The 12,404-nt window shown below is 74.8% G+C and carries 13 protein-coding genes; 7 read left to right on the top strand and 6 right to left on the bottom strand.

The window, feature by feature from the left end:
• Position 1: 1 nt before the first annotated feature.
• Together F1C76_13125 and F1C76_13120 are read right to left on the bottom strand one after the other, a co-directional pair.
• Positions 2 to 799: a sortase gene (locus tag F1C76_13125; GenBank protein ID QNG37400.1), complete on the bottom strand. Its 798-nt coding sequence runs from the start codon at positions 797 to 799 to the stop codon at positions 2 to 4.
• A gap of 137 nt (positions 800 to 936) precedes the next feature.
• On the bottom strand, positions 937 to 2,721 hold the full coding sequence (locus F1C76_13120) for a DUF4331 domain-containing protein (GenBank protein ID QNG37399.1): 1,785 nt from the start codon (positions 2,719 to 2,721) through the stop codon (positions 937 to 939).
• 430 nt (positions 2,722 to 3,151) lie between these two features.
• Here F1C76_13120 and F1C76_13115 point away from each other — a divergent pair, with 430 nt between their 5' ends.
• Positions 3,152 to 4,684: an acyl-CoA synthetase gene (locus F1C76_13115; GenBank protein ID QNG37398.1), complete on the top strand. Its 1,533-nt coding sequence runs from the start codon at positions 3,152 to 3,154 to the stop codon at positions 4,682 to 4,684.
• Positions 4,685 to 4,741: 57 nt separating this feature from the next.
• Positions 4,742 to 5,056 (top strand): hypothetical protein, encoded by a 315-nt coding sequence (locus F1C76_13110; GenBank protein QNG37397.1) that lies wholly within the window; start codon positions 4,742 to 4,744, stop codon positions 5,054 to 5,056.
• 2 nt (positions 5,057 to 5,058) lie between these two features.
• Here F1C76_13110 and F1C76_13105 read toward each other — a convergent pair whose 3' ends face one another.
• The 3 genes from F1C76_13105 to F1C76_13095 are packed head-to-tail and all read right to left on the bottom strand — an operon-like array spanning position 5,059 to position 6,268.
• Entirely contained in the window at positions 5,059 to 5,595 is a 537-nt protein-coding gene (locus F1C76_13105) for a TetR family transcriptional regulator (protein ID QNG37396.1), read from the bottom strand.
• Positions 5,592 to 5,918, bottom strand: a complete 327-nt coding sequence (locus tag F1C76_13100; GenBank protein QNG37395.1) for a QacE family quaternary ammonium compound efflux SMR transporter — start codon at positions 5,916 to 5,918, stop codon at positions 5,592 to 5,594. Before F1C76_13100 ends, F1C76_13105 begins: the two co-directional genes overlap by 4 nt.
• Positions 5,915 to 6,268: a QacE family quaternary ammonium compound efflux SMR transporter gene (locus F1C76_13095; protein ID QNG37394.1), complete on the bottom strand. Its 354-nt coding sequence runs from the start codon at positions 6,266 to 6,268 to the stop codon at positions 5,915 to 5,917. The genes F1C76_13100 and F1C76_13095 overlap by 4 nt, the downstream gene beginning before the upstream one ends.
• Before the next feature lie 178 nt (positions 6,269 to 6,446).
• Between F1C76_13095 and F1C76_13090 the strand changes: the two genes are divergently transcribed.
• Together F1C76_13090 and F1C76_13085 are read left to right on the top strand one after the other, a co-directional pair.
• Positions 6,447 to 7,403: an NAD(P)/FAD-dependent oxidoreductase gene (locus F1C76_13090; protein QNG39225.1), complete on the top strand. Its 957-nt coding sequence runs from the start codon at positions 6,447 to 6,449 to the stop codon at positions 7,401 to 7,403.
• Positions 7,404 to 7,464: 61 nt separating this feature from the next.
• Positions 7,465 to 7,677: a hypothetical protein gene (locus F1C76_13085; GenBank protein ID QNG37393.1), complete on the top strand. Its 213-nt coding sequence runs from the start codon at positions 7,465 to 7,467 to the stop codon at positions 7,675 to 7,677.
• Here the strand turns inward: F1C76_13085 and F1C76_13080 are convergent.
• Complete coding sequence (locus tag F1C76_13080; protein QNG37392.1) at positions 7,663 to 8,442, bottom strand: putative protein N(5)-glutamine methyltransferase; 780 nt, start codon at positions 8,440 to 8,442, stop codon at positions 7,663 to 7,665. The two genes, F1C76_13085 and F1C76_13080, sit on opposite strands and share 15 nt — an antisense overlap.
• Positions 8,443 to 8,499: 57 nt before the next feature.
• Here F1C76_13080 and F1C76_13075 point away from each other — a divergent pair, with 57 nt between their 5' ends.
• The 3 genes from F1C76_13075 (at position 8,500) to F1C76_13065 (ending at position 12,402) form a co-directional block, all read left to right on the top strand.
• Positions 8,500 to 9,480: an NAD(P)H-binding protein gene (locus F1C76_13075; GenBank protein ID QNG37391.1), complete on the top strand. Its 981-nt coding sequence runs from the start codon at positions 8,500 to 8,502 to the stop codon at positions 9,478 to 9,480.
• A gap of 63 nt (positions 9,481 to 9,543) precedes the next feature.
• Positions 9,544 to 10,611: a phosphate ABC transporter substrate-binding protein PstS gene (locus tag F1C76_13070; protein ID QNG39224.1), complete on the top strand. Its 1,068-nt coding sequence runs from the start codon at positions 9,544 to 9,546 to the stop codon at positions 10,609 to 10,611.
• A 15-nt stretch (positions 10,612 to 10,626) separates the two neighbouring features.
• Positions 10,627 to 12,402, top strand: a complete 1,776-nt coding sequence (locus F1C76_13065; protein ID QNG37390.1) for a hypothetical protein — start codon at positions 10,627 to 10,629, stop codon at positions 12,400 to 12,402.
• The last annotated feature ends 2 nt before the right edge of the window (positions 12,403 to 12,404 follow it).

Raw genomic sequence — 12,404 nt, 5'->3', positions numbered from 1 at the left:
ATCAGACGTTCGGCTGGTCGCCGGCGGGGGCCGGGGTGCCGGCGGCGATCCGGGCGTCGCTCTCCTCGAGCGAGCGGTCCAGGTCCAGGGTGGCGCGGACGACGAGGTTGTCGTCGTAGGAGCGGGCACCCTGGTCGAAGGCACCGGTGCAGGTGATCAGCACGATCTCGCTGTCACCGACCGGGGCGTAGACCTCGTCGGCGGGGAAGGCGTCCTTCGCGTACTCCTGGCTCTCGGTGACGGTGAAGACGGCGACGGTGTTGTCCGCACGGGTGATCATCACCTCGTCGCCGACGGCGAGGTCCCGGAGCCGGTAGAAGACCGCCGGGCCGGTGTAGTCGTCGACGTGGCCGGCGATCAGCCCGGGCGGGCCCTGCGGGTCACCGGGGTAGTTGCCGCCGGTGAACCAGCCGGCCCGGGAGAAGTCCACCGGCACCTCGAGGGTGCCGTCGCTGTTGAGCCCGAGGTCGACCAGCGAGGAGCTGACCTCGATGGCGGGGATGTCGACCTGGACCGGCTCGGAGCGGGTCAGCGCGGTCGTCAGGTGCGGGATCGGCTCGCCCGCGGAGTTGGTCGGGGCGGTGGCCGACGGGGTCGCTGCGGGGGCGTCGGAGCCGCCGAAGAACAGGGCGCCCACCAGGACGCCGACGGCGAGCGCGGCGACGGTGGGGATCAGCCAGGTGGGGAGCCGACGACGCTTCGTGGGGGCGGGCTCGTCGGTGGTCATCTCGGACTCGAGGAACGGGGTGTCGTCACCGTTGCCGTGGTCGGAGCCGTACGGGGCGGAGTGGTCAGCCATGGGAGTCCGTTCCTTCGGTCTGCTGCCTCCCGACGGGCCCCGGTCAGGGGTGCCGGCGGCGTGAGGGTTCGTCCGTGAGGGGGTGGTGCCGGGGTGTGGTGGCAGCTGCCACCACACCCCGGCACCGTCGTGCGAGGTCAGACCTGGGGCGTGCCCGCGGCCTTGGAGCGGAGGTTACGACCGCGGATGAGCGAACCCGCTCCGGCACCGAGGAGCAGGAGCGCGGCCCCACCGGTCAGCGCCGGCATCAGGGTGTCGTCCCAGCCACCGGCACCGGTGTCGACGCCACCGACCGGGTACTGACCCGGGGCGGAGGCGACGGGGGTGGTGGACGGCGTCGCCGCGCCGCCACCGGGGGTCGGGGCCGGAGCCGGGGGAACCGGGCTGAGCCCGCCACCACCGGTGCCGCCGCCGCCGTTGACGGCCTCGGTGTTGGGCAGCGAGACGTACGGGAACACGTTGGAGAAGTCGTTGTCGTTGACGTCGACGGCGTCACCGGCAGCGAGGGCCGCGACTCCGGCAGCGACCCGGTCGGCCGGGACGTTGTTCGGGAAGTCGGTGACGTCGTAGACGCCCTCGAGAGCGAGGACCTCGATGTCCAGGACGTCGTCACCGAGGCGACGACCGTTCGGGAAGCCCTGCAGGTCACCGCCCACGACGCCCAGCCGGCTCTGCTGCGCAGCCGGGGTCGGCGGGATGGACATGTTCAGGCGCAGCATCTCCGAGGGGACGAAGGTGCCGTCGACGTAGTCGGTGTTCAGTGCCTGCGAGTTCAGGTCGATCGGCAGCGGTGCGGTGCCACCGGGCGCGAGGGCCGGGAACGCCGTGGTGATGCCAGTCAGGAAGACCTGCGCGATGTCGTTGCGGGGCGTGGCCGGCGCGGTGACGCCGTAGATGCCCTCGATCAGCGCGGGCAGCTCCGGGTTCAGGACCCGGTCCACGACGGCGGGGATGCCGGCGTCGTCGGCCGGGGTGATCGCGTTGAACGCGTCCTTCAGGCCGGCGGGGATGACGACCTCGTTCACCAGCGGCTGGCCCAGGCGGGAGACCTGCTGCAGGGGACCACCGGTGGTCACGGTGCCGTCGGCGTTGCGGGTGGTGATCGAGTCGCGGGACGTCGTGCTCCACACACCGAAGTGCGGGTTGGCCTCGGCGTCGCCGTTCAGGGCGAGGGCGTCGGCGGGCAGCTGCAGGGCGAGGGTGTTGACGTTGTACCCGGCGAGGGTGTCCTGGCCGACCTCGGACAGGTCACCGCCGTAGAGCAGGTCGAAGACGCGGAGGTCCAGGAAGAACGAGTCGTCCGCCTGGGTGGCCACGGTCTGCCCACCGTCGGGGAGAGCGGTGATGCCTGCGGTGCGCAGCGACTCGTAGTCCGGCATCCCGGCGTTGCCGGTGAAGGACGGCACGACCGGGGCGTCGTCCAGGACGGTGGTGAACGTCGTCCCGTTGTCCTCGGACAGCGTCAGGTCGTAGGTCTGCTGGAAGAGCAGGTTCTCGTCGTCCAGGGTGGTGACCGGACCGTTGTTGTAGAGGAACGTGTCCGTGCCACGGGTGTCCTGGGTGGAGAACTCCCACCGGTAGATCAGGTCGGCAACGGCGTCGCCGTCGTTGTCGATGTTGAAGTCGTAGGCAGCGCCGGTCGCCCACGGGTAGAAGTTCGGGCCGCCGTTGGGCTCCTCGAACGGGATCCAGTTGCCGATCAGGTTGACCAGCGTCGGGTCCGTCGGGTCGACGAACGCGTAGACGTCGGTGTTGTCCACCGCGGGGTCGGCCGCGATGAGCGGGGCCTCGCGGTGGCTGGAGGCGCCGGCCACGGTCGGGAGCAGCCCGATCACGGCCGAGCCGGCGAGCACCCCGCCCGCGGTCAACAGTGCGGCTGCACGCGTGCTGCGCCGCTGGAGGATGTGGTCGTGCTCGGACATGTGCGTCCTTCCCAGGCCGTCCGTGTGGACGGGAGATCACCGATGAGGGTGTCGCAGCAGCCGGTGAGCTGTGGGTTCCCCGGACGGCTGAGCGGTGGAGCGGCAGGACTGGTGGTACCCCGTGTTCCTGCTGCGACGTGCACAACCTAGGCAGCTGCCAGCGGATTCTGGGCTTACGGGGCGAGAAGACTCGGAACTCGCTGTGAGTTCGACAGCTTGTGTGCACCGGGGGTGGGGTGCTCGTCACATGCAGGCCACACCCTTCACACGCGTCACTCGTTCGCGTGGGCCAGGGGCCTTGTTGCCACCACTGTGCAACAGCCCGGCGTGTCCGGCGTGTCGACAGGCCGGGGTGTCGCGGTGTTGTCCCCGTCACACGCACCGGGCATGCTGCGCCGGAACCGTCAGCCCTGACCGTGGAGGACCGAACGTGTACCCAGGCGCCCACGCCCCCGACCACCCCGCCGTCGTCATGAGCGACACCGGCGCGACGCTCACGTACGGCGAGCTGGAGGAGCGGTCGGTCCGGCTGGCCCACGCCCTGCACGACGCCGGCCTGCGCCCCGGGGACGACGTCGCGCTGCTGGCCGAGAACGGGCTGCACACCTACGAGGTCTTCTGGGCCGCGATGCGCAGCGGGCTGTACCTGACCGCGATCAACCAGCACCTGGCGCCGGGCGAGGTGACCTACGTGCTCGACGACTGCGGGGCGAAGGCGCTGATCGTCTCGGCCGCGCTGAGCGAGCTGGCCCGCGCCGTGGTCCCCGAGACCCCCGGCATCACGCTGCGGCTGGCCCTGGGCGGGGCCGTCGAGGGCCACGGCGACTACGAGGGGGCCCTGGCCGCGGCGTCCCCGGAGCCGCCGGCGGACCAGCCGCGCGGCCGGGACATGCTCTACAGCTCCGGGACGACGGGGCTGCCCAAGGGCGTCAAGCCGCCGCTGCCCGGGGTGCAGGTCACCGAGGGTGGCGAGCCGCTGCTGAACGTCTTCGGCCCGATGTACGGCTTCGACGCCGACACCGTCTACCTCTCCCCCGCCCCGCTGTACCACGCAGCCCCGCTGCGCTTCGGCGGGATGGTGCACATGGTCGGCGGCACCGTCGTCGTCATGCCGAGGTTCGAGCCCGTCGCCGCACTGGCGGCCATCGAGCGGTACCGGGTGACGCACAGCCAGTGGGTGCCCACGATGTTCGTGCGGATGCTCAAGCTGCCCACCGAGGAGCGCACCCGCCACGACCTGGGCTCGCACCGGGTCGCGATCCACGCGGCGGCCCCGGCACCGGCCGAGGTCAAGGCCGCGATGATCGAGTGGTGGGGCCCGATCCTGAACGAGTACTACGCGGCCACCGAGGCGGTCGGGGTCACCTTCATCGACAGCCCGACCTGGCTGACCCACCAGGGCTCGGTGGGCCGCGCCGGGCTCGGCGTCCTGCACGTCTGCGCCGACGACGGCACCGAGCTGCCCGTCGGGGAGACCGGGCTCGTGTACTTCGAGCGCGAGGTGCTGCCCTTCAGCTACCACAACGACCCGGAGAAGACCCGCCGCGCGCAGCACCCGCAGCACGACAACTGGGGCACGACGGGCGACGTGGGGCACGTCGACGAGGACGGCTTCCTCTACCTGACCGACCGCAAGGCGTTCATGATCATCAGCGGTGGGGTGAACATCTACCCGCAGGAGGTCGAGAACGCCCTCACCCTGCACCCGGCGGTCACCGACCTGGCCGTGCTGGGCGTGCCGGACGAGGAGATGGGCGAGTCGGTGCGGGCCGTCGTCCAGGCCGCGCCGGAGGCGACCCCGGGACCGGAGCTGGAGCGCGAGCTGTTGGACTTCCTGCGGGCCCGGATCGCCCACTACAAGGTGCCGCGCAGCGTCCTGTTCGTCGAGGAACTGCCGCGGACGCTGACCGGGAAGCTGCAGAAGCACAAGATCCGGGACCTCTACCTGGAGCTGACGAGTTGAGTCACGACTACGGAACGAGACTGGACGGGGACGGTCGGTAGGGGTCAGGCTGGGCCGATGCGCCGCCCCGAGGTCGACCCGCACCCGTCGCCGACCGATCCGGTGGGTGCGTCCCGGCTGGCGACCACCTGCCTGCGGGCCCTGGCCGACCTGGGCCGGCCGGTCGAGCTGCGCGAGCTGCTCGCCCGGCTCAACCCGCGACCGGCCCAGGGCGACCGGGAGGAGTGGTCCTCGCGGCACCGGGCCCTGCTGGACGCCGTCGGTGAGCTGCGCCGCGCCCAGCTGATCGACGTCTACACCGAGGCACACGGTTCGCGGGCGGTCGTCCAGCTGGCCGACCGGGACGACGTCCACCAGCGCGCCTGGGGCTGAGCTCACTCCCCCAGCAGGACGGTCAACGACCGGCCGAGCACGCCCCGGTCCGGCGTCGTCCCGGTCACCAGGGACTGCACCGCCCACCCGTCGACGACGGCCACGGCCGCCCGGGCCCGGTCCGGGTCGGGCGTGTGCGCAGAGGCCAGGTCGGTGAGCAGCCGCACCCAGCCCTGCGCCGACTCCCGCAGCGCCGGCCGGTGCCCGGCCGCCAGGTACAGCGTGTAGCCCGCGCGCACCGCTTCCGGGTCGGCCGCGAAGGCGTCCACCAGCCGCCCGGCGAGCCAGTGCAGGTCGGCACCCACAGCCGGGACGGCGGCCACCAGCTCGTCGGTCTGCTGGGCGAGCGCGGCGGCGAGCAGCCCGTCGAGGGTCGCGAAGTGGTAGGCCACCGACGTCTTGGCCACCCCCGCCTCGGCCGCGACCGTGCGGTGCGTGACGGCGTCGACCCCCTCTCGGGCGACCAGCCGGCGGACGGCGTCCAGCAGCTCCCCGCGGGTCTCCTCCCCCCGGGCGCGCCGTCCGTCGGGGGTGGTCACGAGCCGGCGTGCACGACGACGACGCCCAGCACGATCAGCCCCACCCCGACCAGCTGCCGGCCGCCGAGCCGGTCGCCGGAGAAGACCGCACCCCCGAGGGTGGCCAACGCGATCCCCGAGCCGGTCCAGATGCCGTAGCCGACGGCGAGGGACACCCCGTTGACCAGGGCCTGCGCCATCAGGGTCACCGACCCCCCGATGCCGGCCAGGGTCAGCAACGCCATGCCCGGACGCCGGAAGCCCGCACTGACCCGCAGCGCCGCGATGCCCACCACCTGCGCCACGACCGCCCCGGCGAGCCAGGCCAGCCCCACCCCGGTCACGGCGCCACCGGCGGACGCGCGGTCTGGACGACGACCACCCCGGCCGCGAGCAGCAGCAGCCCGAGGGCCTGAACCGCGGTCAGCGGGTCACCGAACAGCAGCACGCTGGCCGCCGTCGCCGCCACCAGCCCGGCCCCGGTCAGCGTCGCGTACGCCGCGCCGAGCCCGATGCCCCCGCGGTCGAGCAGCAGCGAGAACAGCCAGAGCGAGACGCCGTAGCCGAGCAGCGTGCCGAGGGTGGGCAGCGGGCGGGTGAACCCGTCGGACACCCGCAACGCCAGGGTGCCGACGACCTCGGTGGCCACCGCCCCGCCCAGCAGCCAGAGGAAATGTGGACGCACGTCCCACATCCTCCCAGACCCCTGACGAGAAGCGCCCTTCTCGTCCGGGGAGCCGGCGAGAAGGGCGCTTGTCGTCAGCTTCTTGCCGGATGCGCAAGGGGTGTTGCCGGTGGGGCGTGGGCAGCGGACGGTGAGGTGGTCGGTCGGAGTGACCGACGGAGGAGAGGACGGAACCGTGGACGCAGCACTGGAGCAGGTCGACGTCGTGGTGGTCGGGGGCGGCCCCGCCGGGCTGAGCGGGGCCAAGGCGGTGGCGCGGTCGAAGCGGTCGGTGGTGGTCGTGGACGACGACCGACCGCGCAACGCCACCGCGGACGGCGCGCACAACGTGCTGGGCAACGAGGGCATCGCCCCGCGCGAGCTGCTGGCCGCCGGGCGGGCCGAGCTCGCGGCCTACGGCGGGCAGGTCCGCTCCGGGCGGGTCACCGACGCCGTCGCCCTGCCCGACGGCGGCTTCCGGGTCGACCTGGCCGACGGCACCTCGCTGGGGGCCCGGCGGCTGCTGATCGCCTCCGGGCTGCAGGACGTGCTGCCCGACGTCGAGGGGCTGGGCGAGCGGTGGGGCCGCGACGTCCTGCACTGCCCGTACTGCCACGGCTGGGAGGTGCGGGACACCCCGGTCGGCGTGCTGGCCACGACCCCCATGGCGGTGCACGGCACGATGCTGTTCTCCCAGCTCACCGCGGACGTCGTCTACTTCGCGCACACCGGGCCGGCGCTGTCGGCCGAGGACGCCGAGGCCCTCGCCGCCCGCGGGGTGCGGGTGGTCGAGGGCGAGGTGGTCGGTGTCGAGGTGACCGACGACCGGCTCAGCGGTGTGCGGCTGGCGTCGGGGGAGGTCGTCCCCCGGGCCGCGCTCGTGGTCGCCCCGCAGTTCCGGGCCCGCGACACCCACCTGGCCTCGCTCGGGCTCGTCGCCGAGGACCTGGTGCACGCCGGGGCGGTGCTGGGCACCAAGATCGCCGCGGACCCGACCGGCAGGACGAGCGTGCCCGGGGTCTGGGTGGCCGGGAACACCACCGACCCGATGGCCCAGGTGGTCTCCTCGATGGCCTCGGGGCTGCAGGCCGGCGCGATGGTGAACGCCGACCTGGTCGCCGAGGAGACCCGGGCGTTGGTGGCTGCCGCGCGCGCCCGAGCCTGAGCAGGGAGGATCGGCTCGATCGGTCGCCCGGCCGGAACGCCCGTGTCAGACCTGGAGCCCCGTGCCCACCGACCACCGGCTCACCGTCGTCCCCGACCCGGGCGAGGGCGTCCGCACCTCGCTCCCCCGCGGGTCCGACACCGCCGACCAGCTGGTCTGCGGGGAGTGCGGGCAGGTGCTGGCCCTGGCCCGTCGCCCGCGGCCGGCCGGGGAGGGCCTGCTGCGCTGCCCGCGGTGCGGCGCGGTCAACGACACCGGGTCACCGGCGCGCTGACCGCCCGACCACGACGGTGCCGCCGCGGTCCTCGTCGGGGTCGGTGACCACCTCGGCGGTCAGCCCGCCCTCCCGCACCAGGGCGGCGGTCCGGTCGGCCTGGCCGCGGCTGGTCTCCAGCAGCAGCAACCCGTCCTCGGCCAGCCAGTCGGCCGCGCCGGCCGCGACCCGGCGGTGCAGGTCCAGGCCGTCGTCCCCACCGTCCAGGGCGACGAGCGGCTCGTGGTCACGGGCCTCGGGCGGCATGTCCGCGACGGCCGCGCTCGGCACGTAGGGCGCGTTCACGCACAGCAGGTCCACCCTGCCGCGCAGGTCGGCGGGCAGGGCGGCGTACAGATCGCCGGCCACCACCCGGCCACCGAGGGGCTCGACCGCGCGGCGGGCGCAGGCGACGGCGGCCGGCTCGACGTCGGCGGCGACCAGCTCCCCGCCACCGAGCTGGCGGTGCACGGCGGCCCCGACCGCGCCGGCGCCGCAGCACAGGTCGACCACCACGGCGCCCCCGTGGGCCACGGCCAGCTCCACCAGCAGCTCGGTGCGCCGGCGGGGGGTGAAGACGCCGGGGTCGACGGGCACCCGCTGCCCAGCGAACTCGACCCAGCCGAGCAGGTGCTCCAGCGGCTCGCCGGCGACCCGGCGGGCCACCAGCGCGTCCAGCGCGGCGCCCCCGGCGGCCTCCAGCAGCAGCTCGGCCTCGTCCTCGGCGAACACGCAGCCGGCCGCCCGCAGCCGGGCCACGGTGCGCGTGCGCAGGTCGAGGATCACGTCGCCAGTGTCGCCCGCGCCGTTTCCACCTCCCCCCGCGACGGACAGGACCCACCGGTGACGCGCTGCCTGGTGACCGGTTCGACGGGCTACATCGGATCCCGGCTGGTGGTCCAGCTCGTGCGGGCCGGGCACGAGGTCGCCGCCTCGGCCCGTGACGTCGACAAGCTGGCCGCCTTCGACTGGCCCGACGACGTCCCGGCCGTGGAGCTCGACGTGTCCGACCCGGCCTCCTGCGACCGGGCGTTCGCCGAGGCCGGCCCGGTCGAGGTCGCCTACTTCCTGGTGCACTCCATCGGCGAGGGCGACTTCGCCGAGCACGACCTGGAGAGCGCCCGGCAGTTCGCCGCCGCCGCGCACCGTGCCGGGGTGCGCCGGCTGGTCTACCTGGGCGGGTTCGTGCCGCAGCAGGAGGAGCTGTCCGAGCACCTGGAGAGCCGCGCCGACGTCGGCGACGCCCTGGGCGAGGCCGGCGTCGAGCTGGTCTGGCTGCGTACGGCGATCGTGCTCGGTGGCGGCTCGACGTCCTACGAGCTGGTCCGGCACATCGCCGACCGGGTGCCGGTGGTGCCGTTGCCGACCTGGATGCGTCACCCGGTCTCCCCGATCGCGGTCTCCGACGTGCTGCGCCACCTGGTCGCCGCCGCCGAGCGGGACGTGCTGCCGGCCGGGGCCTACGACGTGTCCAACGGCGAGGACCCCTCCTACGCCGACCTGATCAAGGCCTACGCGGCGGACGCCGGGCTGCGCCGGCTCTGGGTGCCGATGCCCCCGGTCCCTGCCCGCCTGGTCGCGGCCATCGCGTCCCGGCTCACCCCGCTGCCGCACGAGCTGGCCGCCGACCTGATCATGAGCCTGCCCAACAGCATGGCCTCGCACGACCACCGGATCACCGACTTCGTGCCCGACCCCCCGGGCGGACCGGTCACGGTCCGGGACGCCCTGCACCGGGCCCGCACCGGCGGGGTGGCGGTCGGCGTCTGGGCCTCGGCCGACCCGTTGCACCGCGCGGACACCGACCCCGACTGGTCGGCCTGACCCCGGCCGGCCTCGGGCACACTGGGCCGGGTGACTCTCGGCAGGAAGCTCGGCGCCGGCGCCGTGGTGCTGGCCCTCGGCGGGTTCGTCGCCTTCGCGGCGACCTTCACCCCGGTCAACGAACGGCGGACCGGCACCGCTGAGGGACCCCAGCTGACCGGGTCGCTGGTCGGCGCGGGGTCCAGCGCCCAGCAGGCGGCCATGCAGGGCTGGACGGCGGGTTTCTCCGCGCTGCAGCCCGGCGTCTCCGTCGACTACGACCCGGTGGGGTCCGGCGGTGGCCGCGAGCAGTTCCTGGCCGGGGGCATCGTCTTCGCCGGCTCCGACGCCGCCCTGGACGACGCGGAGCTGGCCGAGGCCACCGAGCGCTGCGGGCCGGCCGGGGTGTTCGAGCTGCCCGACTACATCGCCCCGATCGCCGTGGTGCACAGCCTGGACGTGCCGGACCTGCAGCTGGCGCCGGCCACGCTGGCCGGGCTGTTCTCCGGCGCGATCACCCGCTGGGACGACCCGGCCGTGGCTGCCGACAACCCCGGTGTGGCCCTGCCCGACCTCGCCGTCGCCCCGGTGCACCGCAGCGACGACTCGGGGACGACGGAGAACTTCACCGACTACCTGGTGGCCGCGGCCGGCGACGCCTGGCCGGCCGCCGCCTCCGGCGAGTGGCCGTTGAGCGGCGGGGAGGCCGCCCAGGGCAACTCCGGGGTGGTCGCCGCCGTGCGCGGGGGCAGCGGCACCGTCGGGTACGCCGACCTCAGCCAGGTCGGCGAGCTGGGCGTGGCCTCGATAGGGGTGGGCGAGACCTTCGTGGCGCCGTCGGCGGAGACCGCCGCGGCCGTCGTCGAGGAGTCCCAGCTGCTGCCCGGCCGCGGCGAGCACGACCGCGCGATCGAGCTGGCCCGGGACACCACGACGGGCGACCAGTACCCGATCGTGCTGGTCAGCTACCACGTCGGGTGCCTGGCGTACGACGACGCGGAGACCGTCGAGCTGCTGCAGGCGTTCCTCTCCTACGTGGTCAGCGAGGAGGGTCAGGACGCCGCCGCCGAGGTGGCCGGGTCGGCGCCGATCTCCGACGCGCTGCGCGAGGAGGCCCTCGCGGCGATCGAGGCCATCCACGCGACGTCGTGAGGTGACGCGCTGCCGGTGACCGGGTTCACTGGCGGCGTGCGGGGGTCCGGGCGGGTGGTCACGGAGCAGTGGCGTGCCCTGCTCCCCACCGCACACCTGCTCACCGGCTCCGACGCCGAGGCCCGCGACCTGCTGCTGCGCGGGCTGGCCGCCGTGCGGGACGGCGACGACCGGGACGCCGCGCTGCGCGGGTTGGTCCGGGCCCACCTGCGACGCCGGCTCCGCGGGTCGGGCACGCTCGTCGGCACCCCGACCCCGCCGTTCTGGGTCTCCCCCGCCGACGCCGCGTCCGCGGCGCGGCTGGCCGCGGCCCTGGACCGGCTCACCCCGGCCCAGCGGGCCGCGGTGGTGTTGCGCTTCCACGAGGGCGTGCCCGACACCACCGCCCTGGTGCCCGACACCGACCCGGTCGCCGCCGCGGCCCTGCTCGCCGACGAGGTCCCCGACCCCGCCGACCTCCCGGCCCGGCTCGACGGGCTGGCCGCGCTGTCGGACGCAGGGACGCTCACCGACGAGACCGTGGCGCTGGGCGTCCGCGGGGTGACCACCGACCGGCGTCGCCGGGTCGCACTGGCCGTCGGTGCGGTCGCCGTCCTCGCCGTGGGCGCGGTGCTGGCGCCCGGCCTCACGACGCGGGACGCCCCGACGGCGGCGGCACCCTCGGCGACCCCCACGGCCTCGCCGACCCGCGGGTCGCTGGCCGCGGACGACGGGTTCCTCCGCGACGTCCGCACCGCCCTGGACCCGGGCTGGCGCAGCACCGGCGCTGACGGCTGGACCGTGGAGTTCGCCGGGGACCTGTCCGGGGTGCGCGCCGTCCTGCTCAGCCGAGGCGCTCCCGACACCACCGAGCTGACCTGGTTGACCGGCCCGGCGGGCGCCCCGGCGGGCGAGCTGGATTCCGTCGCGTGGTCCCCCGGCCAGGCCCCGGAGGCCGCCGCGGTGGTGGTCGGCCCCGACCAGGGCGTCGCGGACCCCACCCTGCTGGTCGTCGGGCGCCCGGGTGACGAGCTACGGGTCTCCCCCGGCCTGGACGTGGCGGCCGACGGCAGCACCAGCGAGGTGTTCGCCGACGTCCCCGTGTCCGAGGACGGCGTGGCCGCCGTCGCCGTCCGGCCCGACGGGGACGCGGTGCGGTACCAGGTCGTCCGGGACGACCTGCTCTTCGACCCGGCCGTGCCGTTCGACCCCGACGGCCCGGCCGTCGTCGCCGACCTCGGGGACGGCGCCGAGCCCCCCACCCCCGCCGGGCCGCCGTCCCGGTCCGGGGCGGCGACCAGCTCCGCGCGGGCGCTGGCCGTCGCGCTGTCGACCATCGGCGACGCCACCGGCTGGGCCCCCGAGCAGCTCGACGTCACCGTGCTCGGCGCCGGCACGTTCCCGCTCCCCGGGGGCACCGACGCCGACGCCGTCTCCGTTGCTGCAGTGCTGCCCGACGGCGGCCTCGTGACGACGACGGCCTGGGCGAGCGTGGGCACCCAGACCACCAGCTGGGGCAGCTGCGGCAGCACCGGGCACCCGGCGGGCACCGACCCGGCCTCGCTGACCGTGGCCGCCCGCTGCGGCTCCTACGCCGGCGACGGCTCCACGTTCGGGGTGACGCTGCTGGTCGCCGCCCCGCCCGGGGTGCCCGTGGTGCTCGGCATCGCTGCGGGCGGCACGACCGTCACGCCCGGGCTCGACCGCGGGTGGGGCTTCGTCGTCGCCGACGCCGACGCGTTCACCGAGGTCTCCGCCGACGGGGTGCCGGGCACGGTGACCCGCGAGGGCGCGGACCTGTTCAGCCGGTGAGC

The sequence above is a fragment of the Geodermatophilaceae bacterium NBWT11 genome, from assembly GCA_014218215.1.
Lineage (GTDB): Bacteria > Actinomycetota > Actinomycetes > Mycobacteriales > Geodermatophilaceae > Klenkia.
Note: the sequence above shows the minus strand (reverse complement) of the source record. Positions and strands in the feature narration are given on the sequence as shown.